A 24,334-nucleotide genomic window follows, 5' to 3' on the forward strand; every position below is an offset into this window, starting at 1 on the left:
CTACGACCACCTAGCCCCTCGAGCAAACCCGCCACCCATCCCAAATCCCATAGCGCCCCCGCCCCCGCTCTGCTAAAGTCCGCGCCCAGCGCTGCCGGGTCCGGCAGCCGGGCACAGCCGCCGCCATGCCTTCATCCGTGCGTCTTTCGGGGGGAGTGGTGCATGCGCGTCGCGCGATCGGTGTTGTCCTTGTCTGTCGTCTCCATCCTGCTGGGCTGGGCGCCCACAACGCGCGCCGCAGGCGGTGAGGCCGCGCCTCCCCCCGATCCCACCACCCTCGACCAGATCGTCGTCACCGGCGAGAAAAGCGGCCGCAGCGTGCAGGACACCACCAGCTCGGTCGCCGTCACCACCGAAGCGCGCATCGAGCAGGAGAACCTGCAGAACGCCTACGAGGTGTTCAACCGCACCGCCAACATGGCCCAGACCTACGGCGATGCCGGCTTCAGCATCCGCGGCATCCGCAACATCGACGGCGGCAGCGATGCGCCGCTGGCCACCATCTACCTCGACGGCGCCGCCCTGCCATGGAAGGCGATCAGCTGGGCGCCGCTGAGCCTGTGGGACCTGCAGCAGGTGGAAGTCCTGCGCGGCCCCCAGTCCACCCTGCAGGGCGAGAACGCGCTGGCCGGCGCGATCGTCCTGCGCACCGCGGAGCCGACCATGGACTGGCAGGGCAAGCTGCGGGTGCTGGCCTCCGATCCGTCCGACCGCAGCGTGGCCGGTGCCGTCGGCGGCCCGATCGTCGCCGACGAACTGGCGTTCCGGGCTTCGGTGGAGCAGCGCAGCTTCGACGGCTACACCTGGAACCTCACCCGCCAGGCCGCCGACGACGCGCAGGTCTCGGCGATCTACCGCGGCAAGCTGCTGTGGACGCCGTCGGCGATCGCCGGGCTGAAGGTGCAACTGGGCTACACCCGCTCGCATCGCACCGGCCCGTACATGTACAGCTACGTGCGCACCGACCTGCCCGACTATGTCGCGCACCGCTACACCACCAACAACACCCCGGACCGCACGCGCAGCGACAGCGACATCGTCACCCTGCAGGCCGACTACGCGCTCTCCGACGCCTGGTCGCTGTCCTCGGTCAGTGCCTGGAACAAGGTCACCTCGTCCAGCATGTGGGACATGGACCATGGCCCGGACAATGCCGGCTACGCGCGGCGCCAGCTCGACGACACCACCGCCTCGCAGGAGCTGCGCCTGCACTACGCCGGCACCGCGGTGCAGGGCCTGCTCGGCGCGTATTGGGCGCGGCACGTGGAAGACAACGACGCGCAACTGCTGAATAACGTCGCCACGCCGACCACCACCATCGCCGGCCTGCTGCGCAGCGCCGGCTTCCCCACCGCCACCGCTACCGCGATCGCCACCCGCTACGCGCAGGCGCTGCCGGTGATTCCGGTCGACTACGTCAGCGCCAGCCCGACCCGCTCCAGCAACCGCGCGCTGTTCGCCGACGGCCAATGGCAGGTCGGCCGCGGATTCTCGCTGCTCGGCGGGCTGCGCTACGACCGCCAGCGCTACGCCATGGCCTCCGACACCACCGCCGCGTTCGCCGGCCGCTATCCCGACCCGGCCGCCTTCGCCGCCAGCGGCACCGCCTTGTACCGGGCCATCGTCGCGATCAACCAGGGCGTGGCCGGCATCGTGCGCTCGGCCAACGGCGAGGTGGCCTGGAACACGCGCGACTTCGACGCGCTGCTGCCCAAGCTCGGCGTGCGCTACGACTGGAACCCGGACCTGTCGGCCAGCCTGGTGGTACAGCGCGGCTACCGCTCCGGCGGCTCCAGCTTCAACTCCGCGCGCAGCCAGGCCTTCCCCTACGACCCGGAATACACCTGGAACTACGAGGCTGCGCTGCGCTCGCAGTGGCTGGACCGGCGCCTGACGCTCAACGCCAACGCCTATTACATCGACTGGAAGGACAAGCAGACCACCGCCTACTTCGGCCTCAACAGCTTCGACTTCAACACCGTCAACGCCGGCCGCGCGCATCTGTACGGCGCCGAGCTGGAGGCCAGCCACCGCCCCAACGAGGCCTTCGACTGGTACGGCTCGCTGGGCTATGCGCGCACCCGCTACGACAGCTTCGCCACCATCGCCGGCGCCTCGGTGATCGACTACGCCGGCCGAGAGTTCGCCTACGCGCCGCACTGGACCGCGGCGCTGGGCGCCAACTGGCGCTTCGCCGGGGGCTGGCTGGCCAATCTCAACGCCAGCTTCCGCGACCGCGTGTACACCGACATCGGTGCCGGCGCCGTGCAACTGGCCTCGCGCACCGTGGTCAACGCCAAGTTCGGCTACGAGAACCTGGACTGGAGCGCGTGGATCTTCGCCAACAACCTGCTCGACCGCGACTACGTGCAGTACCGCTGGGCCACCGAGCCGGTCGCGATCCTGGGCGCGCCGCGCGTGGTCGGCATCGGTTTCGAGGCACGCTGGTGATGCTCGCCTTTGCCACCGCCGGCTATCTGCTGGCCGCCGCGCTGGCGGCGCTGGCGTTCTACCTGGCCACCGCGCACCAGCGGCTGCGTCCGGCCTGGCGCCGGCACGCGCGCGCGCTGCGCGTGGCCGGCACGCTGCTGTGCGTGGCGGCGCTGGGCGCGGCGATCGCCGCGCTGGGCGTGTGGGCCGGCGTCTTCGCCGCGTTGAGCGCGACGATGTTGGCGGCGGTGGCCTTGCCGTACCTGGATGCGTGGCGGCAATTGCACCAAGGGGCTGGCGATGTGGGCTAGGTGGCTGGCGGCGATCGTGCTGGGCCTGCCGCTGGCGGTGGGCGTCATCGGGCTGTGCGTGCTGCTGTGGCCTGGCCAACTGCAGGTGCACACGCTGCCGTGGCTGTTGCTGGTGTTCCCGATGTGGGTCGGCGCCATGTCGCTGGCCTTCGTGTTCCGCAGCGGCGCACGCGCGTGGCTGTGGCTGGGCGGTGCGACCGTGCTGTGCTACGTGGCACTGTTCCTGCTCAAGGCAAGCCATCTCGTGCAGGTGACCCCATGAAGGCCGCGACCCTGCGCCAGTTCCTGTCGGCGCACAGCTGGATGGGCCTGCTCGCCGGCATGGCCTTGTTCATCGCCTTCTACGCCGGGGCGATCAACGTGTTCACCCACGATCTGGAGCAGTGGCCGCGGCCGTCGGCGGTGCACGCCCCGGCGCTGCCGCCGGAACAGGCCGCGCAGGCGCTGGCCGATGCGGTGCTGGCGCGGCATCCGGCGCTGGCCGAGTCCTACATCCTGATGCTGCCCGGCGAAGGCCGCGCGTTGCCGCAGCTGTATGCGTTCGGGCCGGCCGCACAACAGGCCTTCGGCGGCATGGTGCAGTTCCAGCCCGGCGCCGATGGGCAACCGCTGCAACTGCCGCAGCGCAGCGGCTTCGTCGATTTCCTGTACGACCTGCATTTCACCGCCGGGCTGCCGCGCACCTTCGGCACCTACCTGTTCGGCGTGGTCTGCCTGCTGTACGGGCTGGCCCTGGTCAGCGGCGTGGTGCTGTATGCGCCGGTGCTGCTCAAGGACCTGTTCGCGCTGCGCCGCGGCCGCAACGTCAAGCGCCTGTGGCAGGACGCGCACAACGCCATCGGCATGCTGTCGCTGCCGTTCCACGTGATCTTCGCCTGGTCCGGCGCGGTGCTGACCCTGGGCGTGCTGCTGCTGGCGCCGTTCCAGTATCTGGTGTTCGACGGCAAGCTGATGCAGGTGCTGCAGCCGGACTTCGAACTGGCCCCGCACGTGCAGCCCGCGCACGTGCCTGCGCCGATGCTGCCGGTGGCCGAGCTGGTGGCGCGCGCGCGCGCGGCCAATCCCGGCTTCGTGCCGGAGAGCCTGTCCTTCCACGATGCCGGCGACGCCAACGCGCAGGTGGAGCTCTACGGCCACCAGGACCAGCGCCGGCTCAACACCCTCGGCGGCGTGGCGTTGCGCGCGGCCGACGGCAAGGTGCTGCGGGTGCTGTCGCCGCAGACCATGTCGCCGGGCGTGGCCGCGCTGCGCGGCCTGCAGACCCTGCACTTCGGCAACTACGGGCGCTGGCCGCTGCAGTGGCTGTACTTCCTGCTCGGCCTCGGCGGCGCGTTCCTGTTCTACAGCGGCAACCTGCTGTGGGTGGAAGCGCGGCGCAAACGTCGCCAGCACGCGCAGCCGCTGCGCACCCACGTGATGGCGCGGTTGACCACCGGCGTGTGCCTGGGCTGCGTGGCCGGGGTGTCGGCGTTGTTCGTGGCCGCGCGCCTGCTGCCGCCGGGGATGGAGCGCGGCGCGTACTACGCGGTGTTCGCGCTCGGCGTGGCCTGGGCACTGTTGCGGCCGACCGCCCGCGGCGCCTACGAACTGCTGCTCGCCTGCGCGGTGCTGACCGCGCTGGTGCCGCTGGCCGGCTTGCGCGGCGCCGCCGGTTGGGTGGCGCCGTGGAGCAGCGGCACGCTGCTGGCGATCGATGCCTGCGCGCTGGTATTGGCCTGGGCCTACTGGCAGATGGCGCGCGCGGCGTACCGTCGTGGGCAGGGCGGCGATCCGCACAGCGTGTGGGCGTTCCCGCCGCCGCGCTGAGGCGCCGCATGCCGCGCCATGCGGCGCAGTAGGGTGCCGCTGTCACGCGATCGATCGCCCTGAAAGTGGACAATCGCGCGCCGGTGCTTTTTCATGGTCTCGACGTGGGCACCGCAGCGTCCGCACGAAATGGAGTCGGGTTCCACGACCTGATGTGACACGCTCCGCACTTCGCGCCGCGCTGCCGTCGACAGGGGACTGCATGCACGAGCGTTACCAGGAGCCACACGACACGCCGCCGGGCGAGGCCTACGCGGCGCAACTGCGCAAGGGATTCGCCGCGCTGCGTTTCGATCCTCCGCTGGAACGGGCGTACCGCCATTACACCGCCACCACGCTGGGCTTCGCGCAGCGCGTGGCGGCCTCGCTGGGCGTGTTGATCGCGCTGCTGCTGCTGGGCTGGGATGCGGTGCATTTCGGCTGGCGCGGCGGCGGCGGCCTGTTGGGCTATGCGATCGCGGTGCGCGCGGCGACCCTGCTGGCGTTGCTGTGGGTGGCGGCGGCGATCCACCGCGCCGACACGCACGGCCCCGGCCGCGCCGCGCTGCTGCTGCTGGTCGGCGGTACCGGGCTGGTGCTGTCGAGCATCGGCTACCCGCCGCAGGAGCTGCGCTACGCGGCCGCGGTGATGACCCTGGTGCTGGTGGCCGGGTTCTTTCCGCTGGGCCTGGCCCTGTGGCAGAGCGTGGCGGTGGCGCTGCTGCTGTGTGCGATCAGCGCTGCCGCCGGCCACCTGCTGCTGGACGGCGCGGCACGGGACGCCTACCTGCGCCTGCAGTGGCTGCTGTGGACGGCGGTGCCGGTCGGCGCGGTCGGTGGCTACCTGCGCGAACACTCGCGCCGCGAAGGGTTCCTGCAGCGCCGCGTGCGCGACGACGGGGCCTTGCGCGACGCGCTCACCGGCCTGGGCGATCGCCGCCGCTTCGAGGAGCACCTGGCGGTGGCCCTGGCCGAGCGCGGGCGCCTGCAGCGCGGCCTGGCGCTGATCCTGGTCGAACTGGACGGCTTCGCTGCGCTGGTGCAGCGCGCCGGTGCCGGCGCCGGCGACCGCGCGGTGCTGGAGGTGGCCGAGGCCATGCAGTGCCTGCTGCGACCGTTGGACGTGGCCATGCGCATCGGCGCCGACCGCTTCGCGCTGGTGCTGTACGACGCCAGCGGCGCGCACCTGCGCCAGGTGGCGCCAGCGCTGCGCGACATGGTCGAGGTGATGGCGATCGCGCAGGACACGGCGGACGCGCAGGCGCTCACGGTCAGCGTGGGTGCGCTGCTGGCCACGCCCGAGGACACGCCGGCCACGCTGATGCAGCGCGCCGAGGCCTTGCTGGACGCCGCGCGCGCCGTCGGCAACCGCGTGGTGCTGGCCGAGGACACCGGTTGGTAGCGCGGTGATCCGGCGCACCAGCCCTCGCGACTGACGCCGCCGCCGTGGTAGCCATTGTGGGAGGGACTTCAGTCCCGACGCGGCACACCAACCGACCCGGGAAGCGGGCCTCTGCTTTCGACAGGCGCGCACACGTGTTTCGTCACGGCCACGCGCGCCGCGCGCGGTGATCGGTTGGCACCGCCTCAGAACGTCCCCCGCTGCACGAACGGCACCTGCGCGTAGAGCCGGCGTTCGCCACCACGCGGGTCGTGCGCCAGGCGGCTGTCGGTATCGAACAGCATTGTTTCGCGCTGCGCCAGCGAATACGGTGCCCAGCGCGGCAGGCCGGCGTGGTTGGGATCGCCGTGGCGGGCGAAGGCCAGCAGCGCTGTGCTCATCGCATCGGCCATGCGTTGCGCATCGGCGCCATCGCCGGTGCGCGATCCGGGTTGGCGGATGTTGTCGAACACCAGCGGGATGTCCAGGGTGTGGAAGGCGCCGAACTTGCCGCCGTCCAGCGGCGAGCCCCAGTCCAGTTGATAGACCCAGGTCGGCGCGCCCTGCCGCGCACGCGCCTCGGCTTCCTCCACCGCACCGCGCCAGGAGCGTCCGGCGGTGGTGGCGGCGAAGAACACCTCGCTCGGCGTGTAGTGCGGATACAGCCGCCGGTACTCGGCGATCACCACCTGCGGCGACAGGTCCACGAACTGCTCCTGCGCCAGCTTGCCCGGCAGCGTGTCCCAGGTCAGCGCGAAGTTGGCCGGATCGTGGCCGAGGAAGGCGCGGGTCTCGTCGTGGGTGTTGCCGATCACCATCGGGATGCGCGCCGACTGCGGCGGCGCGTCCGGCCAGAACGGATGGCGGTGCAGCACCTGCGCATCCAGCACCGGGCCCAGGTACAGCGCGGTGTCCTCCGCGCGCGATGGATCGCGGATGCGGGTGGCGTCGAGCACGCGTTGCAGCGGCAGCGTGCGCAGCGCGTCCAGTTGCGATGGTTCCAACTGCAGGGCTTGCAGCAGCAACTGCGCGCGCTGGCTGGCGGCCCGCGGCCCGGCGGCGGTGACCTGCTGCCCGCTCATGGTCCAGGCGCGGTGGAACAGGCCCTGCGCGGCCGGCATCGCCATCAGCGTGGCGATCTTGGCGCCGCCGCCGGACTGGCCGAACACGGTGACGTTGCCGGCGTCGCCGCCGAACTCGGCCGCATGCGCGCGCACCCACTGCAGCGCCTGCACCAGGTCGAGCTGGCCGACGTTGCCGGAGGCGGCATAGGCCTCGCCCCAGAACGGCGCCAGGTACAGATAGCCGAAGGCGTTGAGGCGATGATTGACGCTGACCACCACCACGTCGCCGCGCTGGCACAGGCGCACGCCGTCGTACAACGGGTCGCTGCCGGAGCCGTTGTTGTAGGCGCCGCCGTGGATGTAGAACAGGATCGGGCGCTTCGCGCCGTCGCGCAGGCCGGGCGTCCAGACGTTGAGGAACAGACAGTCCTCGCTGACCGGCTCGGACCCGCGCTGCGGTGCCGATGCGCCGTAGGCGCTGCAGTCGCGCACGCCGTGCCAGGGCCGTTCCTGCAGCGCCGGCTGGAAACGTCGCGACGCGGTGTCGGCGCCGTAGGGAATGCCCTTGAACACGCACACGCCCTGCTCGCGCAGGCCGCGGATGCGGCCGCTGCGGGTGCGTGCCAGTGGTGCCGCTGGCGTCGGCGCCGATGCGCACGCGAGGCCGGGCAGCACGCCACTGACGGCCAGCGCGCCGAGTGCGCCGTCGCGCAGGAAGCGGCGCCGGCCCTGGTCGTCGGGCGCGGTGGGATGCGGGGCGGGCAGACGAGGGCGGGCGGTCATGCGTGGACGGACTCCTGATGTGGCGATCGGGGACGCGTGTGCGGCGTGGCGGCGCGATCGCCTGGCCGGGCAGCCAACGGCGCGCAGGCCATGTGGTTCACTTTCCCCCCGCCGGCGGCGGGATCGGTGCGCGGGCGCGCGGATCGTCCTGCACGTTGCGCATCCAGCTCAGCGCCAGTTGCGGCCATGCCGCCAGCGGCAGGCCGGCGATGCCGCGGACACCGAAGCCATGGCCGCCGTGCGCGAACAGGTGCAGCTCGGCCGGTATGCCCGCCTGGCGCAGCGCCTGATAGAACAGCAGGCTGTTCTCCACCGACACCACCGGGTCGTCCTGCGCCTGCGCCAGGAAGGTGGGCGGCATGCCGGCGTGCACGCGGTTCTGCAGCGAGTAGGCGGCCATGGTCGCCGCGTCCGGGTGGCGGCCGAGCAGCCGCAGCCGCGAGCCGGTGTGCGCCGCGGTGCCGCTGCCCATGTCGATGACCGGGTACAGCAGCAACAGGAAGTCCGGGCGCGCGCTGACCTGGTCGATCGCATCGCGCGCCGGATACACCACGTCGTCGTAGCGGGTGCCGAGGCTGGCGGCGACGTGGCCGCCGGCGGAGAAGCCGATCGCGCCGATGCGCTGCGGGTCCACCCCGTAGTCGGCAGCATGCGCGCGGATCAGGCGCAGCGCGCGCTGCGCATCGGCCAGCGGCTGGTCGCGCGCCGTGACGCCGTCGACGGCTGCATCGGGCAACCGATAGCGCAGCACGAACAGGGTGATGCCGCCCTGTTCGGCGAAGATCGGCACCAAATCCGTGCCTTCCTTGTCCAGCACCACGCGCGCGTAGCCGCCGCCAGGCGTCACCAGCAGCGCGCTGCCGTTCGGGTGCTTCGGCCGGTACACCACCATGTAGGGCTGGTAGCGGCCGCTGAGCGCGCGATCGGGCAGGGCCGGATCGTCGCTGCGCTCGACCAGATGCGCTTGCTCGGGTCCGGGCGTCGACCCCGGCGCCGGACCGGACCACAGCGGCAGCCGCGTCGCCAGTTCGGCGGCGCTCTCGCTGGCCGGGCGCTCGGCCGCTGCCGTAGGGCGGAGGGCGCCCAGCAATAGGCACAGCGCCGCCAGCAGGGCGATGCCAGGGCGGGACCGGCGCCTGCCGCAGGGCGACGACAGCGGTTCGGTGGGGCGCAGGTGTATGGAGAGGAGTCGGGCCGACATCATCGAGATCTCGTCGTGGATGGAAGAAACCCGCGGCGCGTGGCCGAGGGCACGATGGCCCCAGTGTGCGCGCCGCCTGCGCCAACGCATGACGCTGTATCGCTGTTGCTGTTGCTGTTGCTGTTGCTGTTGCTATTGCCTTTGCCTTTCCCGATTCCCGATTCCCGATTCCCGATTCCCAGCCCTTTTGCCGCACCGCACATTGCCAATGACACCGGTTTACCATATACAACGGCGCAACGCGCTGTCGATGCGCGGCGCAGCAATTCCGATCCCCCACATTCCTTGCGGAGATGCCCTTGAGCCTTCCTTCCGGCCCGTCGCAGACGCCACCGCCCGCGTTGGCCGACATCGCGGCCCGCTTCGTCCAGGCCCGTCGCCAGGGCCGCGCATTGCCCGATTTCCCCGGTGTCATCCCCGACGATCTGGAGACCGCCTACCGCGTGCAGGACCTGGCGATCGCGCAATGGCCGGACCGCGTGGTCGGCTGGAAGGTCGGCTACATCGCCCCCGAGCGTCGCGACCACTCCGGGGACGAGCGCCTGCTCGGCCCGATCTTTGCCGCTGCGCTGTGGAATGCTACCGGTGGAACAACCGACATCCCGGTGTTCGACGGCGGCTTCGGCGCGGTCGAGGCCGAGTACGTGCTGCGCCTGGACGCCGACGTGCCGGCCGACCAGGTGCACTGGACCGCGGAGCAGGCCGCGCAGGTGCCGGCGACGCTGTTCGTCGGGGTCGAGGTGGCGAGCAGCCCGCTGGCCACGATCAACCAACTGGGGCCGCGTGTGGTGATCTCCGATTTCGGCAACAACAACGGCCTGCTGCTGGGGCCGCAGGTGCCGGACTGGACCGCGCTGGACGAGACCGCGCTGCGCGCCGAGACCTGGATCGAGGGCCAGTGCGTGGGCACCGGCGGCGCCACGCTGCTGCCGGGCGGGCTGCGCGCGGCGTTCGCGTTCGCGCTGGCGCGCTCGGCCCGGCGCGGGCGGCCGCTGCGCCGCGGCGAACTGATCGCCACCGGCAACGCCACCGGCATCCACGACATCGCCATCGGCCAGCAGGCGACGATCCGCTTCGATGGCTACGGCGAACTGCATTGCAGGGCGGTCGCAGCCTAGGCTGCTCGCTGACCACGACGCGCGGGAGGGCGCAGCATGATCACTCGTAGACGATTCCTCGGTGCCGGCATCACCGCCGCGGCGGCGGCCGGCGTGCCGCTGGGCGCGCTGGCGCAGCGCGGCGACACCCGCCTGCTCACCGCCACCGACGTGCACGTGGCCGACTACCCCACCGTGGAGGCGGTGCGCTGGTTCGGGCAGACCCTGGAGCAGCAGACCGGCGGCCGCCTGCGCCTGCGCCAGTACCACTCCGGCCAGCTCGGCCGCGAGGCGGAGGCGATCGACATGGCGCGCTTCGGCGCCATCGACATCACCCGCGTCTACTCCGGCGCGCTGAACAACACCTTCCCGCTGACCCAGGCGCTGTGCCTGCCGTACGTGTTCGACTCGGTGGCGCACCTGCGCCGCGCGATCGACGGCCACGTCGGCGACAGCATCCTGCGCAGCTTCGAACAGCGCGACCTGGTCGGGCTGGCGATCTACGACTCCGGCGCGCGCTGCTTCTACAACACCAAGCATCCGCTGCGGCAGCCCAAGGACCTGCACGGGCTCAAGCTGCGCGTGGCGAACTCGGACATCTTCCTCAAGCTGATGCGCATGCTCGGCGCCAACCCGACGCCGATGTCGCTGGGCGAAACCTTCTCGGCGATGGAAACGCACATGATCGACGGCGCCGAGAACAACATGCGCAGCTTCCAGTCCAGCCGCCACTTCGAGGCCGCGCACTACTGGTCGCAGAGCGATCACTCCTACGCGCCGGACGTGCTGGTGATGTCGCGGCGCAGCTTCGAGGCGCTGGCGCCGGACGAGCGCGCGCTGGTGCTGGAGACCGCACGGCAGTCGGTGACGGTGATGCGCCGGCTGTGGGACGCCTCCGAGGCGCAGGCGCGGCAGCAGGTGATCGACTACGGCGTGGCCATCAATGAGGTCGACATGCCGGCCTTCCGCAAGGCCGCCGCGCCGCTGCTGGCCGAGTACCGGCAGCAGCCGGAGATCGAAGCCCTCTACCGCCGCATCCGCGATTTCGCCTGAGCCCATGCCGATGACCGACCACGACCCCGCCCTCCCGGTGCCGCCGCTGCAGCGGCTGCTGGACCGGATCGCCAACCTCGCCATCGGCATCGCCGCCGCCGCCCTGCTCGGGCTGGTGGTGGTGCAGGGCTGGCAGGTGTTCACCCGCTACGTGCTCAACGACTCGCCGAGCTGGACCGAGCCGGTGACGCTGCTGCTGCTGAGCACGGCGATGAGCCTGGGCGCCGCCGCCGGCGTGCACACCCGCCGCCATTTCGGCTTCTTCCTGCTGGCCGAGACGCTGCACGCCAATCTGCGCCGCGTCATCGACCTGCTGCGCCCGCTGCTGGTGGCGGCGATCGGCGCGGTGATCGCCTGGTGGGGCGCGGTGCTGCTGCTGGACGGGCTGGACATCAAGATGGCCGGCGCGCAGATGCCGCAGAGCATCAACTACCTGCCGCTGTCGATCGGCGGCGCGCTGATGAGCGTGTTCGCGCTGTACCAGGCCTGGCGGGTGCTGCGCCCGGGCACCACCGTGGGGAGGAACTGAGCATGGCCATCGCCATCCTGTTGGGATTGTTCGTGGTGCTGCTGCTGATCGGCGTGCCGGTGGCATATGCGCTGGGCGCGGCGGCGCTGGCCACGCTGCTGTATCTGGACCTGCCGGCGGTGGTGCTGGTGCAGCAGATCTCCGCCGGCAGCGGCTCGGCGTCGCTGATCGCGATCCCGTTGTTCATCTTCGCCGGCGAACTGATGCTGCGCGGCGGCATCTCCGACCGCCTGATCGCGCTGGCGTCCTCGCTGGTGGGGCGCATGCGTGGCGGCCTGGGCCAGGTCAGCGTGCTGTCCTCGCTGTTCTTCGGCGGCGTGTCCGGCTCGGCCATCGCCGACGTCTCGGCGGTCGGCGGCACCATGATTCCGCAGATGATCAACCGCGGCTACGACCGCGACTACGCGGTCAACGTCAGCATGACCGCGGCGCTGGTGGCGCTGCTGGTGCCGCCCTCGCACAACCTGATCCTGTTCTCGGCCGCGGCCGGCGGCGGCCTGTCGATCGCCGACCTGTTCGCGGCCGGCATCGTCCCGGCGCTGCTGATGACCGCGGCGATGATGATTACCGGCTACGCGGTGGCGCGCTCGCGCGGCTACGGCACCGAGGCGTTCCCGGGCTGGCGCGCGGTGGCGCTGCGCCTGGTCGGCGCGCTGCCGGGCCTGGGCCTGGTCGCGCTGATCTTCGTCGGCATCCGCGCCGGCATCTTCACCGCGGTGGAGAGCGCGGCGATCGCGGTGGTGTACGCGCTGCTGGTCACCGCGCTGCTGTACCGGCAACTGCGCTGGGCCGAGTTCTTCGGCGCGGTGACGCATGCCGCGCGCACCACCGGGGTGATCCTGTTCGTGATCGCCACCGCGGCGGTGTTCGGCTGGCTGCTGGCCTATCTGCAGGTGCCGGCGGCGGCGGTGCACTTCCTGCAGTCCATCGCCCACAGCCAGCACACCGTGCTGCTGATGATCGTGGTGATGCTGCTGCTGCTGGGCATGTTCATGGACCTGGCGCCGAAGATCCTGATCTGCACGCCGATCTTCCTGCCGGTGGCCAAGGCCTACGGCATCGACCCGATCCACTTCGGCCTGGTGATGGTGCTGGCCGGCGGCATCGGCCTGATCACCCCGCCGGTCGGCTCGGTGCTGTTCATCGGCACCTCGATCGGGCAGATCACCGTGGCCCAGAGCATGCGCACCATCTGGCCGTTCTGGCTGGCGGCGCTGTGCGTGCTGCTGATCGTGGCGTTCTTCCCGGAGCTGTCGCTGTGGCTGCCGCGCGCGCTGCGCGCCTGAGCCGGGCAGGCGGCGCCGGGGCGCGTCATGGCGCGCCACCGGCGTGAAACGCCTGCCGCTCCGGCGCGCCAGGCGCCTGGCGTCGACACCGGCGCCAGGTCGGGTCGGGTCGGCGCCGACGCGCTGCGTTTACCCCGGTTCCGTGACCGTACGCTGGAGCGAGCATGACACCCAGTAGAATCCCCTCTCTTTCGTCCGGTTTTCCGTCCATGGCGCCGAACAAGCCCCGCCCCGCCGATGCTCCCGCTTCCGCCCACGGCAAGGCCGCGACGATCAACGACATCGCGCGCCTGTCCGGGGTGTCGAAGAAGACCGTGTCGCGGATCATCAACAACTCGCCGCTGGTGCGCAAAGACACCCGCGAGAAGGTCGAGGCGCTGATGCGCGAGGTCGGCTACGCGCCGGACCCGCTGGCGCGCGGGCTGGCGTTCCGCCGCTCGTTCCTGATCGGCATGGTCTACGACAACCCCACCGCGCAGTACATCGTGGACATGCAGTACGGCGCGCTGGACGCGCTGCGCGGCTCCAGCTTCGAGCTGGTGGTGCACCCCTGCGACAGCCGCAGCCCCGGCTACATCGAGGGCGTGCGCCGCTTCGTGCAGCAGCAGAAGCTGCACGGGGTGATCCTGGTGCCGCGCGCCTCCGAGGACCAGGCCCTGGCCGACATGCTCGCCGGCATCGGCGTGCGCTACACCCGCATCGCCTCGCTGCCGCTGGACGACACCTCGCAGATGGTGGTCACCCACGACCGCGACGGCGCCGCCGAGGCCGCCGACTATCTGCTGTCGCTGGGCCACCGCGACATCGCCCTGATCACCGGCCCCAGCGCCTACCGCTCCGCCCACGAGCGCACCGCCGGCTTCATCGACGCGCTGACCCGGCGCGGCATCGAGCTGCCGCCGGCGCGCATCGTCGAGGCCGGCTACACCTTCGAATCGGGCGTGGCCGCGGCGGAAAAGCTGCTGCTGGGCAAGCAGCGGCCCAGCGCGATCTTCACCGGCAACGACGAAATGGCCGCCGGCGTGTACAAGGTCGCGCTGCGCGCCAACATCAACATCCCGCGCCAGCTGTCGATCATCGGCTACGACGACAGCCCGCTGGCCTCGCGGCTGTGGCCATCGCTGACCTCGGTGCGCCGGCACACCCGCGACACCGGCCGCACCGCCGCGGCGATGCTGATCCAGCCCGAGGGCACGCCGTCGCTGGCGGTGGCCAGCGTGCGCCCGCACCTGATCGTGCGCGATTCCTGCCAGCCGCCGGAAGACTGAGCGCGGCGCGGCCGGTGTAGACTGCCCGGCGACCGTGCGGACACCGCTCCGCCCATCGAAGGCCCGCTCCGTCCCGGCACCGTCCGTGCGGACCCACGCGGCCCTCCTGCGAGGAGCTTCGCCATGTCGTCCCCCGTCCCTGCCGCCGCCGCGGTCCGTTTCGGCCGCCTGGCGCCGACCGTGCCCGTCGCCGAGATCGCCCGCGCCGTGGCCTTCTACACCGAGCGCCTGGGTTTCCGCAGCGTGTTCCAGAACGGCAGCCCGGTCGGCTTCGTGATCCTGAAGAAGGACGCCGCCGAACTGCACCTGACCCTGCGCCCCGACCACCGCGGCAGCACCAGCAACGTCGCCCACCTGATCGTCGACGACGCCACGGCCCTGTACGACAGCCTGCAGGCGCAGGGCGTGCGCATCATCAAGGCGCTCCGCGATGCCGACGTCGGCCTGCGCTGCTTCGTCTTCGCCGACCCCGACGGCAACCGCATCGACGTCGGCGAGCCATTGCCGCGCTGAGCCGCTGCGCCGCCCTGCGGCGCAGTGCCTTTCATCCCCAATCCTGAATCCCCAATCCCCGCCCTTCGTGCACTGCGGAATGACACCGGTTTACCAGACCCGCTAGACTGCACTCCGTGGCGGGCTGCCGCATGCCGTCGCCTGCACTGGAGAGGCCCATGTCCCTGTACTGCAAGACCCACTACGCCACCCATCCCGACGCGATCAAGGGCGCCAGCAACGACCAGTTGCGCGACCTGTACCTGCTCGACGGCCTGTTCGTGGACGACGCGGTGACCCTGAAGTACACCCACTACGAGCGCTTCGTGCTCGGCGGCGCGGCCCCGCGCACGCGGGCGCTGACGCTGCCGGCGCAGACCGAGCCGGCCTCGGCCGCCGGTCACCCGTTCCTGGAGCGGCGCGAGCTGGGCGTGATCAACGTCGGCGCCGGCAGCGGCACCGTCACCGTCGACGGCACCGCGTATCCGCTGGGCCCGAAGGACGGCCTGTACGTGGCGATGGGCAGCGCCGAGGTGGTGTTCGCCTCCGACGACGCAGCCAACCCGGCGCAGTTCTACCTGGCCTCCACGCCGGCGCACGCGCGCTTCGCCACCAAGCGCCTGTCGATCGCCGAGGCGGTGGCGCTTGACCGCGGCGCGCTGGAGACCAGCAACGAACGCACCATCTACCAGTACATCGTGCCGGCCACCTGCCAGTCCTCGCAGCTGCTGCTGGGCCTGACCGTGCTCAAGCCGGGCAGCGTCTGGAACACCATGCCGCCGCACCTGCACGACCGCCGCAGCGAGGTCTATTTCTACTTCGACCTCGGCGCCAACGACCGCGTCTACCACTTCATGGGCGAGCCGGACGCGCAGCGCCACATCGTGGTGCAGAACAACGAGGCCGTGGTGTCGCCGCCCTGGTCGATCCACATGGGCGCCGGCACCGCCAACTACGCCTTCATCTGGGCGATGGGCGGCGAGAACCTCGACTACACCGACATGCACGTGCTGGACATCTGCCAGCTCAAGTAGGCCGCCGTCGCGCGCGCCGCACCCATTCCCGTCGTCCGCAGTCCCTCAAGGAGTCCACGCAATGACCCACCCGTTCAGTCTCGAAGGCAAGGTCGCCCTGGTCACCGGCGCCAACACCGGCCTCGGCCAAGGCATCGCCGTGGCGCTGGCGCAGGCCGGCGCCGACATCGCCGCCGCCGGCATCGCCGCGCCCACCGAGACCGAGGCCAAGGTCACCGCGCTGGGCCGCCGCTTCGTCGCCATCGAGGCCAACCTGATCAGCATCGAGCCGGTGCAGCGCATCCTCGACGAGACCCTGGCCGGGCTTGGCCGTCTCGACATCCTGGTCAACAATGCCGGGCTGATCCGCCGCGCCGACGCGGTGGAATTCAGCGAGCAGGACTGGGACGACGTCATGAACGTCAACATCAAGTCCGCGTTCTTCATGTGCCAGGCCGCCGGCCGCCACTTCATCGCCCAGGGCAGCGGCAAGATCATCAACATCGCCTCGATGCTGTCGTTCCAGGGCGGCATCCGCGTGCCCTCGTACACCGCCAGCAAGTCCGGCATCGCCGGCATCACCCGCCTGCTGGCCAACGAGTGGGGCGCCAAGGGCGTCAATATCAACGCCATCGCCCCGGGCTACATGGCCACCGACAACACCGCGCAGCTGCGCGCCGACGCCGCCCGCAACCAGGCGATCCTGGACCGCATCCCGGCCGGCCGCTGGGGCGTGCCGGAAGACCTGGGCGGCACCGCGGTGTTCCTGGCCAGCAGCGCCTCGGACTACGTCAACGGCACCGTGATCCCGGTCGACGGCGGCTGGCTCGCCCGCTGACCAGAGCGCGTGGCCTACTCCCTTCCCCCACCGGGGGAAGGTGCCCGAAGGGCGGATGGGGGTGCGACCACCGCCGACCCATCCCAACCAAACCACCCTGACCACCAACAAATTCCCCACCCCAAAGGACCCCCATGAAAATCGCCCTAATGAACGAGTTCAGCCAGGCCGCCAAGAACCCGGTGATCCTGCAGCAGCTCAACGACGTCGCCGCCGCCCAGGGCCACAGCGTGTTCAACGTCGGCATGGACGGCGACGCCGACCACCGCCTGACCTACATCCACCTGGGCATCTGCGCCGGCCTGCTGCTCAACGCCGGTGCGGTGGACTTCGTGGTCGCCGGCTGCGGCACCGGGCAGGGCGCGATGATGTCGCTCAACGCGCACCCGGGCGTGTTCTGCGGTTACTGCATCGAGCCGACCGACGCCTACCTGTTCGCCCAGGTCAACAACGGCAACGCGCTGGCGCTGGCCTTCGCCAAGGGCTACGGCTGGGGCGCGGAGATCAACGTGCGCTACATCTTCGAGAAGGCTTTCAGCGGCGAGCGCGGCATGGGCTACCCGGCCGAGCGCCGCGAATCGCAGCAGGCCAACGCCGGCATCCTGACCCAGGTCAAGCAGGCCCTGGCCAAGTCCTACCTGGACGGCCTGCGCGCGCTGGACCCGGAACTGGTCAAGCAGGCCGTGGGCGGCCCGCGCTTCCAGCAGTGCTTCTTCGACAACGCCAAGGACGCCGACCTGCGCGCCTTCGTCGCCGGCGTGCTGGGCAAGGCCGAGGCTGCGGCGGCCTGAGGTCGCGCAGACGCCCGGGCGGGCGCGCCCAGGTGCTGTTCGCAAAACGCCCCGCACCCGCGGGGCGTTTTGCATACGGTCTTACTGCACCAACAGCAGGCCTTCGGCCAGCGGATAGTTCCGCTCCGGGCAGGCGATATGCATGCTGTCCACCACGTAGAACGTCTGGCCCAGCTTCTGCTCGGTGTGCACGACGTAGGTCAGCGTGCCGCGCGGCGCATACAGCTTGGCGAGGATGCCGTGGCCAACCAGCAGTCGCTTCAGGTCCTTGGCGAAGTTGTTGGCGATGGAGTTGGTCTGGCTCTGTGCGCCGACCTGGCACGCCATCAGCACGATCTCCTCGAACGACTCCTTGCCCAGCCCCTTGGCCAGCAGTTGCTGCAGGAATGCCTCCGGCGTCAGGCCGGCGAAGACGTTGACGTTGCCGTGCGAATTGATCACCAGGCGCTTGCCGCGCGTTTTGTTGCTGGGCGACAGCGATGTCGCATCGAGCATGGTCAAGGCATGCGACTGGGTTTCGCCGAAGTGGGATTGCAAGGCCTTCAGTTTGGCGCCGCGCTGATCCGCCTGATCGCCGTCCAGGCCGACATAAATGAGCATGAGCATTCTCCCGACGCACAGGGCCGCCGACACGCGGTGGGCGGGAGCGTCCGGGAATCCGGGGTGGCCGCGTCGTGGCGCACCGATGTCGCTCGCTGCGCAGCGTAGGTTCGCCATCGGCGACGCCGGGATCGGCGCATTGCCGATTTGCCGAGGTGTACCGGCCGATCTCTGCTGCGGCGCCGTTTGCCGCAGCGTCATGCCGCCGCATTCCAGCCCGGTTGCGCGACGACGCGAGGAAACGCTGCCCGTGTCCCACCGCATCGCAGCCTGCCCGCAGGAGGCTGGCCTAAAGTTCCAGGTGAGGCCGCCGATATCTACCACCTAGCTGGGTCCCGCTGCGTCGCGGGACGACATGGATTTTTCTTTCCCTGCCCTGCGCAGGATGGTCATGGAGCGACATCACTCTTCCGCTATGCCTGTCTTCCTCTGCCTGCCGATGCCACGCACCGCGTCGTACGCACGCGATGCGCGCACGCCTGCCGCACGTGGCGCCGCTGGACAAGGACACAGCCGGTGACGATTCGTTTTTTTCGTAGCTGTATCAACAAGGGGTAATCGATGAAGGACAGTGTGATCAAGGGAGCCATCGGGCTGGTGCTTGCGTTGGGCATGGCGGCGTGCGCGACCGAAACCCATCAGAGCGTCAGGCCGCAGACCGTGGCGGCGGCCAGCGTGCCCTACGCCGGCGCGCGCGCGCCGATCGCCGTCGGCAAGTTCGACAACCGCTCGTCCTTCATGCGCGGCCTGTTCTCCGATGGCGCGGATCGTCTGGGGAGCCAGGCCAAGACCATCCTGATCACCCACTTGCAACAGACCAATCGCTTCCGCGTGCTGGATCGCGACAACATGGGCGAGATCAAGCAGGAAGCGCAGATCAAGGGGCAGGCGCAGCAACTCAAGGGCGCCGATTACGTCATTACCGGCGACGTGACCGAGTTCGGCCGCAAGGAAACCGGCGATACGCAGCTGTTCGGCATTCTCGGGCGCGGCAAGCAGCAGCAGGCCTATGCGAAGGTCAGCCTGAATGTGGTCGATAGCGCGACGTCCGAAGTGGTGTATTCGGTGCAGGGCGGCGGCGAGTACACCCTGTCCAACCGCGAGATCGTCGGCTTCGGCGGCACCTCCAGCTACGACTCCACCCTCAACGGCAAGGTCCTGGATCTGGCGATCCGCGAGGCTGTCAACAATCTCACCGCCGCGGTCGACGCCGGCGCATGGAAGCCGGTCAAGTGACCCGCAACGGACCCTCGCACATGAACACCATCAACGTCCGCAAGCGGCGCTGGCTCGGCGCCTGCGCCATGCTCGCGCTGGTCGGCTGCGCCCATCAGAGCGCATCGCTCTACCAGTGGGGCAGCTACCAGGATCAGGTCTATAGCCACTTCAAGGGCGGAAGCCCGGAGCAGCAGATCCAGGCGCTGGAAAAGGACCTGCAGGTGATGCAGGCCGCCAACCGCAGGCCGCCGCCTGGACTGCAGGCGCATCTGGGGATGCTGTACGCCGAAACCGGCAACGACGCCAAAGCCCAGCAGCAGCTCCTCGCCGAGAAGGCGCAGTACCCCGAGTCCGCCACGTACATCGATCTGCTGTTGAAGAACGGCCGCAACGCGAGGAGCGCGCAATGAAGAACGTCGCAAGAATGGCCTGCGTGGCCGTGCTCGGCCTGTTGCTGAGCGCCTGCGCGACGCAGCCGATGTCCCGCGATTACAGCGCGTACAAGGCCAGCAAGCCACGGTCGATCCTGGTACTGCCGCCGGTCAGCCACGCCCCGGACGTCAATGCCAGCCTGAGCGTGCTGTCGGTGACCACGCTGCCCTTGGCCGAAGCCGGCTACTACGTGATGCCGGTGGCGCCGGTCTACGAGACCTTCAAGCAGAACGGCATCACGGTGGCCGACGAGGCGCAGGCGGTCTCTCCGGAGAAGTTGCGGGAAATCTTCGGGGCCGACGCCGCGCTGTACATCACCGTGGAAAAGTACGGTGCCGTGTATCAGGTCATCAACAGCGTGGTGGTGGTGTCAGCCAACGCCAAACTGGTGGATCTGCGCACCGGGACAGTGCTGTGGCAGGGCCAGGCGCAGGCGTCCAGCGGCGAAAATCAGAACAACGCCGGCGGCGGTCTGCTTGGCATGTTGGTGACGGCCGCGATCAATCAGGTAGTCAACCAGGTCACCGACCAGGGGCATCAGATCGGCAACGTGGCCAGCCAGCGCCTGCTGTCCGCCGGCCACCCTGGCGGTCTGCTGTACGGACCCTACAACCCTAAGTACGGCACCGACTGACCCTGCTCCACGCCCGTCTCCGCCAGGGTCAGGTGGAGACGGGCAGTGCCGCACCTCACACGTCGCCGCCGTCCGCCCAGCCTTCGCCGCTGCCGGCATGGAACACGCGGTCCTGCGCCTGCACCTGGCCGGCCGGCAACTGCGCCTGGTCGGCCAGTGCCGCGTAGATCGGGGTGAAGTCCGGCGCGGTCGCCTGCATCAGCTGTTCGAAGCTGTCGATGACGAAGTAGGTCTTCTGGTAGGTGTCGATGCGGTAGCGGGTGCGCATGATCCGCTCAAGGTCGAAGCCGATGCGGTTGGGCGCGTCCGACTCCAGCGAATACAGCGATTCGCCTTTGGAGGAGACGATGCCGGCGCCGTAGATGCGCAGGCCGTCCGGGGTGTCGATCAGGCCGAACTCCACCGTGTACCAGTACAGCCGGGTCAGGTTCTGCAGCGCGTCCGGGCCGATCGCGTGCGCCTTCACCCCGCCGCGGCCGTAGGCCTGCATGTAGTCGGCGAACAGCGGGTTCATCAGCAGCGGCACGTGGCCGAACAGGTCGTGGAACAGGTCCGGCTCGGCGATGTAGTCGATCTGCTCGGGACGGCGGATCCACCAGGTCACCGGGAAGCGGCGGTTGGCGAGATGGTCGAAGAAGTCCAGTTCCGGCAGCAGCCCTTCGACGCCGACCAGGGTCCAGCCGGTGGTCGCCTGCAGCACCGCGTTGAGCTCGTCGAAGCGCGGGATCGCCTGTGGCGTCATGCCCATCGCGTCCTGCGCCTGCAGGAATTCGTCGCAGGCGCGGCCGACCAACAGCTCGCGCTGGCGCGCGTACAGCGTGCCCCAGGTGGCATGGTCGTCGGCGCTGTAGCTCTCCCATGGCTGGGTCACCACGGACGTGGTGTAGACCGGCACATAGCCCTTGTCGGTCTGCTGGTGTTCGACGCGGCGCGGTGCGGTGTCCATGGTCGACGCTCCGGAAAGGAATAGCCACGATGGTAGGCGTGCAGCCGCGCAATGGGCTTGCGAAGTTGCACGGTTCCGCGCGCTGCGCGCAATATTGTTGCGTGTAAGCCATGTTGCAGAGCAATAAATGACCGGATCGCCGACCTTCGACCGCACCGACCTGCGCCTGCTCGCCCTGCTGCAGCGGGAAGGCCGCGCCAGCAACGCCGAACTGGCCGCGCAGGTGAACCTGTCGCCCTCGGCCTGCCTGCGCCGGGTGCAGCGGCTGGAAGCCGAGGGCGTGGTCGCCGGCTACGCCGCGCGGTTGGTGCCGGCGGCGATCGGCCTGGGCCTGCAGGCCTTCGTCCGCGTGCAGTTGGAAAAGCACGGGCAGAGCGGCATCGCCCATTTCGCCGACAGCGTGCAGGGCTGGGACGAGGTGGTCGCCTGCCATGCGCTGACCGGCGACATGGACTACCTGCTGCACGTCTACGTCCGCGATCTGGCGCACTTCTCCGCGTTTCTGCTGGACAAGTTGCTCAATGCCGCCGGCGTCGCCGACGTCAATTCCAGCTTCGTGCTGCGCACGGTCAAGGACTTCGCCGGCCTGCCGCTGCCGCGCGGCTAGCGGGACTGCTACGGATGTGTCGCCGTGTGTCGCCGTGTGTCGGCGCGTGGCCGCTCTTGTTAAGTTGTTGCTAACGATTTACATTTGCGTTCTGCGACGGCCATCCACGGCCACAGCCCCTCCGCCAGCCCTGCAGGGCCAGCCACGCCGGTCTCCGCCGTGGGGTGCGGCTGCGCCTGTCCTTTTCCCGCCACCCGCGGCGCGACCGTGTCGCCCGTGCCCAAACTTCGCGAGATCGATCCATGCTTTCCTCCGCTCCACGCCGTCTGCTGTCCCTCGCCGTGCTGTCCGCGCTCTCCGCCGCCTCGGCACCGCTGCTCGCCGCCGAAGCCGAGGCCGCGGCCGATGTGCAGCCGACCACGCTGGACAAGGTCGAGGTCAGCGGCAGCCCGTCGCGCGCGCAGCCGTCCACCACCACCCGTCTGCCGCTGACGCTGCAGGAGACGCCGCAGTCGGTGAGCGTGCTGGGCCAGCAACGGCTGGAAGAGGAATCGCTGTTCAGCATCAACGACGTCATGCGCAACGTCACCGGCGTCAACGTGTCCTTCTACGACACCCAGCGCCCGCTGTACTTCGCGCGCGGCTTCCAGATCACCGACTTCCAGGTCGACGGCCTGCCCACCTACAGCGGTTCCACCAACCAGGAATACGACATGGTCTTCTACGACCGCGTCGAGGTGATCCGCGGCGCCAACGGCCTGCTCAGCGGCGCCGGCATTCCCTCGGCCACGGTCAACCTGCTGCGCAAGCGCCCGGGCAAGACCTTCGATGCCGCGTTCGCGGCCTCGCTCGGCACCTGGGACTTCCGCCGCACCCAGGCCGACGTCACCGCGCCGCTGACCGCCGACGGCCGCTTCCGCAGCCGCTTCGTCGCCGCCTGGCAGGACCGCGGCTACTACTACGACCACTACAGCGACCAAAAGATGTCCGGCATGGCGGTGCTGGAGGGCGACCTGACCGGCACCACCACGGTCACCGTCGGCTACCAGCGCCAGGACAACGACCCGGTCGGCGCGACCTGGGGCACGGTGCCGTATTTCTTCGCCGACGGTGCGTACGCCGACCTGCCCACGTCCACCAACCTGGCGCCGAAGTGGACGCGCTGGCAGCGCAACACCCACACCACCTTCGCCAACCTGGAACAGCGCTTCGGCGAGAACTGGCTGCTGAAGGTCAACCTGGCGCGCACCGAGGGCGAGGTGAACAACCTGCGCGTTTACGGCAGCGGCTATCCCAAGCGCGACGGCAGCGGTATCTACCTGCGCGCAGCCGCCGGTCGGACCACCGACACCCGCGACGGCCTGGACGTGTACCTGTCCGGTACGTTCCCGCTGTTCGGCCGCGACCACGACGTGGTGATCGGCGGCAGCTGGCAGGACCTGCAGTCGACCACGCCGACCCTGGCACTGCGCTATCCAGGCGACTGGACCACCTGCGGCCGCGAGCGCTGCTACTACATCCCCAACGTCTACGACTGGCGTGGCGACGTGGGCCAGATCACCACCACCCGCACCGGTGCGCGGCGCGAGGCGCGCACCACCCAGCGCGGCGTGTATGCCTCCACCCGGCTGCGCCTGGCCGACCCGCTGTCGCTGATCGCCGGCGCGCGCCTGAGTTCCTGGCAGACCCGCACCCAGGCCTTCGCCGCCGACGGCAGCTACACCGGCACCAGCGGACGCTACCGGGTCAGCGACGAGGTCACGCCCTACGTCGGCCTGGTCTACGACATCACCCCGGCCATCTCCACCTACGCCAGCTACACCGAGATCTTCAATCCGCAGAACTACAAGGACAAGGACAACAACCTGCTGGCGCCGGTGCAGGGCTCCAACCTGGAAGCGGGCATCAAGGCGCAGCTGGCCGATGGCCGCGCGCTGCTCAGCGCGGCGGTGTTCGAAGCCAGGCAGGACAACTACGCGGTGCGCGACATGACCCAGCCCGAAGCCTCGCTGCCCGACGGCAGTTCGGCCTACATCGGCGTCGACGGCACCAAGAGCCGCGGCTGGGAAGTGGAATACAACGGCGAACTGCGCCCGGGCTGGACGCTCAACGCCGGCTACACCCGCGCCAAGGTCACCCGCGCGCCGACCGATGCGATCTACGCCAACCTGCCGGAGGACTACCTGCAGCTGTCCACCCAGGTGCGCCTGCCCGGCGCCTGGCAGCGCCTGAGCCTGGGCGGCGGCGTGAGCTGGCAGAGCGCGGTGCGCGGCTACAACATCCAGCGCCCGGTCGGCGACGGCAGCGCCGCCACGCGTCCGGTCACCGTGGTGCAGGACCCGTACGCGCTGGTGCATTTCAACGCCAACTACCAGCTCAGCGCGCAGTGGACCGCGACCCTGGCGGTGACCAACGCGCTGAACAAGAAGTACTGGGCCAACCTGGACTACCAGAACTACGGCGAGCCGCGCTTCGTCAGCTTTACATTGCGCTGGCGGTACTGAGCCGCGGCGCATGACGGGCAAGGACGCCTGTCGCGCAGCCTGGCATTGCTGCGCCGGTCGTCGCCGTGGCGATGCGTGCCGATGGCCGGCACTGCGCGTCTATACTGCCGCCGCCATCATCGGAGGATGCA

Annotated in this window: 23 protein-coding genes; 19 read left to right on the forward strand and 4 right to left on the reverse strand. The window is 70.0% G+C overall.

Annotation, left to right across the window (positions count from 1 at the left end; genetic code table 11):
• Positions 1-189: 189 nt before the first annotated feature.
• The 5 genes from J7357_RS07485 (at position 190) to J7357_RS07505 (ending at position 5,928) form a co-directional block, all read left to right on the forward strand.
• Positions 190-2,451, forward strand: a complete 2,262-nt coding sequence (locus J7357_RS07485) for a TonB-dependent receptor (protein WP_244667344.1) — start codon at positions 190-192, stop codon at positions 2,449-2,451.
• On the forward strand, positions 2,451-2,741 hold the full coding sequence (locus J7357_RS07490; RefSeq protein ID WP_209245622.1) for a hypothetical protein: 291 nt from the start codon (positions 2,451-2,453) through the stop codon (positions 2,739-2,741). Before J7357_RS07485 ends, J7357_RS07490 begins: the two co-directional genes overlap by 1 nt.
• Positions 2,731-3,003, forward strand: a complete 273-nt coding sequence (locus J7357_RS07495; RefSeq protein ID WP_209245623.1) for a hypothetical protein — start codon at positions 2,731-2,733, stop codon at positions 3,001-3,003. The genes J7357_RS07490 and J7357_RS07495 overlap by 11 nt, the downstream gene beginning before the upstream one ends.
• Positions 3,000-4,547, forward strand: a complete 1,548-nt coding sequence (locus J7357_RS07500) for a PepSY-associated TM helix domain-containing protein (RefSeq protein ID WP_209245624.1) — start codon at positions 3,000-3,002, stop codon at positions 4,545-4,547. Before J7357_RS07495 ends, J7357_RS07500 begins: the two co-directional genes overlap by 4 nt.
• Positions 4,548-4,749: 202 nt before the next feature.
• The gene (locus J7357_RS07505; protein ID WP_209245625.1) at positions 4,750-5,928 is read left to right on the forward strand and encodes a GGDEF domain-containing protein; all 1,179 of its coding nucleotides are present in this window, start codon (positions 4,750-4,752) and stop codon (positions 5,926-5,928) included.
• 185 nt (positions 5,929-6,113) lie between these two features.
• Here the strand turns inward: J7357_RS07505 and J7357_RS07510 are convergent, their stop codons facing one another.
• Entirely contained in the window at positions 6,114-7,754 is a 1,641-nt protein-coding gene (locus J7357_RS07510) for a carboxylesterase family protein (RefSeq protein ID WP_209245626.1), read from the reverse strand.
• Between the two features lie 97 nt (positions 7,755-7,851).
• Positions 7,852-8,955: an alpha/beta hydrolase gene (locus J7357_RS07515; RefSeq protein ID WP_244667345.1), complete on the reverse strand. Its 1,104-nt coding sequence runs from the start codon at positions 8,953-8,955 to the stop codon at positions 7,852-7,854.
• Between the two features lie 293 nt (positions 8,956-9,248).
• Here J7357_RS07515 and J7357_RS07520 point away from each other — a divergent pair, with 293 nt between their 5' ends.
• The 9 genes from J7357_RS07520 to J7357_RS07560 all read left to right on the forward strand — a co-directional run bounded on the left by J7357_RS07520 (position 9,249) and on the right by J7357_RS07560 (position 17,322).
• Positions 9,249-10,073 carry a 2-keto-4-pentenoate hydratase gene (locus J7357_RS07520; RefSeq protein WP_209245627.1) on the forward strand — a complete coding sequence of 275 codons (825 nt, stop codon included), beginning with the start codon at positions 9,249-9,251 and terminating at the stop codon, positions 10,071-10,073.
• Positions 10,074-10,109: 36 nt separating this feature from the next.
• Complete coding sequence (locus tag J7357_RS07525; RefSeq protein ID WP_209245628.1) at positions 10,110-11,105, forward strand: TRAP transporter substrate-binding protein; 996 nt, start codon at positions 10,110-10,112, stop codon at positions 11,103-11,105.
• Positions 11,106-11,115: 10 nt separating this feature from the next.
• Positions 11,116-11,634, forward strand: a complete 519-nt coding sequence (locus J7357_RS07530) for a TRAP transporter small permease (RefSeq protein WP_019799830.1) — start codon at positions 11,116-11,118, stop codon at positions 11,632-11,634.
• Positions 11,635-11,636: 2 nt separating this feature from the next.
• The gene (locus J7357_RS07535; RefSeq protein WP_010343058.1) at positions 11,637-12,920 is read left to right on the forward strand and encodes a TRAP transporter large permease; all 1,284 of its coding nucleotides are present in this window, start codon (positions 11,637-11,639) and stop codon (positions 12,918-12,920) included.
• Between the two features lie 209 nt (positions 12,921-13,129).
• Positions 13,130-14,188, forward strand: coding sequence for a LacI family DNA-binding transcriptional regulator (locus J7357_RS07540; protein WP_010343057.1), 1,059 nt, complete (start codon positions 13,130-13,132; stop codon positions 14,186-14,188).
• A 123-nt stretch (positions 14,189-14,311) separates the two neighbouring features.
• Positions 14,312-14,701, forward strand: a complete 390-nt coding sequence (locus J7357_RS07545) for a VOC family protein (protein ID WP_209245629.1) — start codon at positions 14,312-14,314, stop codon at positions 14,699-14,701.
• 158 nt (positions 14,702-14,859) lie between these two features.
• The gene (gene kduI, locus J7357_RS07550) at positions 14,860-15,714 is read left to right on the forward strand and encodes a 5-dehydro-4-deoxy-D-glucuronate isomerase (protein WP_010343055.1); all 855 of its coding nucleotides are present in this window, start codon (positions 14,860-14,862) and stop codon (positions 15,712-15,714) included.
• 61 nt (positions 15,715-15,775) lie between these two features.
• Positions 15,776-16,531 carry a 2-dehydro-3-deoxy-D-gluconate 5-dehydrogenase KduD gene (kduD, locus tag J7357_RS07555; RefSeq protein ID WP_209245630.1) on the forward strand — a complete coding sequence of 252 codons (756 nt, stop codon included), beginning with the start codon at positions 15,776-15,778 and terminating at the stop codon, positions 16,529-16,531.
• A 134-nt stretch (positions 16,532-16,665) separates the two neighbouring features.
• Complete coding sequence (locus tag J7357_RS07560) at positions 16,666-17,322, forward strand: RpiB/LacA/LacB family sugar-phosphate isomerase (RefSeq protein WP_209245631.1); 657 nt, start codon at positions 16,666-16,668, stop codon at positions 17,320-17,322.
• A gap of 81 nt (positions 17,323-17,403) precedes the next feature.
• Here the strand turns inward: J7357_RS07560 and J7357_RS07565 are convergent, their stop codons facing one another.
• Complete coding sequence (locus J7357_RS07565) at positions 17,404-18,123, reverse strand: hypothetical protein (protein ID WP_244667346.1); 720 nt, start codon at positions 18,121-18,123, stop codon at positions 17,404-17,406.
• Positions 18,124-18,483: 360 nt separating this feature from the next.
• Here J7357_RS07565 and J7357_RS07570 point away from each other — a divergent pair, with 360 nt between their 5' ends.
• Genes J7357_RS07570 through J7357_RS07580 form a run of 3 tightly spaced genes read left to right on the forward strand, consistent with a single transcriptional unit; the run spans position 18,484 to position 20,206 of the window.
• A complete protein-coding gene (locus tag J7357_RS07570; RefSeq protein WP_209245632.1) occupies positions 18,484-19,158 on the forward strand; it encodes a CsgG/HfaB family protein in 675 nt (224 codons plus the stop codon).
• Positions 19,159-19,178: 20 nt separating this feature from the next.
• On the forward strand, positions 19,179-19,550 hold the full coding sequence (locus tag J7357_RS07575) for a DUF4810 domain-containing protein (RefSeq protein WP_019799822.1): 372 nt from the start codon (positions 19,179-19,181) through the stop codon (positions 19,548-19,550).
• On the forward strand, positions 19,547-20,206 hold the full coding sequence (locus J7357_RS07580) for a DUF799 domain-containing protein (protein ID WP_209245633.1): 660 nt from the start codon (positions 19,547-19,549) through the stop codon (positions 20,204-20,206). The genes J7357_RS07575 and J7357_RS07580 overlap by 4 nt, the downstream gene beginning before the upstream one ends.
• Positions 20,207-20,261: 55 nt before the next feature.
• Here J7357_RS07580 and phhA read toward each other — a convergent pair whose 3' ends face one another.
• On the reverse strand, positions 20,262-21,152 hold the full coding sequence (gene phhA, locus J7357_RS07585; protein ID WP_209245634.1) for a phenylalanine 4-monooxygenase: 891 nt from the start codon (positions 21,150-21,152) through the stop codon (positions 20,262-20,264).
• Positions 21,153-21,279: 127 nt separating this feature from the next.
• Between phhA and J7357_RS07590 the strand changes: the two genes are divergently transcribed.
• Complete coding sequence (locus J7357_RS07590) at positions 21,280-21,759, forward strand: Lrp/AsnC family transcriptional regulator (RefSeq protein WP_010343045.1); 480 nt, start codon at positions 21,280-21,282, stop codon at positions 21,757-21,759.
• Between the two features lie 242 nt (positions 21,760-22,001).
• Positions 22,002-24,203, forward strand: coding sequence for a TonB-dependent siderophore receptor (locus tag J7357_RS07595; protein ID WP_209245635.1), 2,202 nt, complete (start codon positions 22,002-22,004; stop codon positions 24,201-24,203).
• Positions 24,204-24,334: the final 131 nt, after the last annotated feature.

The organism is Xanthomonas sp. D-109 (assembly GCF_017746095.1).
Classification (GTDB): domain Bacteria; phylum Pseudomonadota; class Gammaproteobacteria; order Xanthomonadales; family Xanthomonadaceae; genus Xanthomonas_A; species Xanthomonas_A sacchari.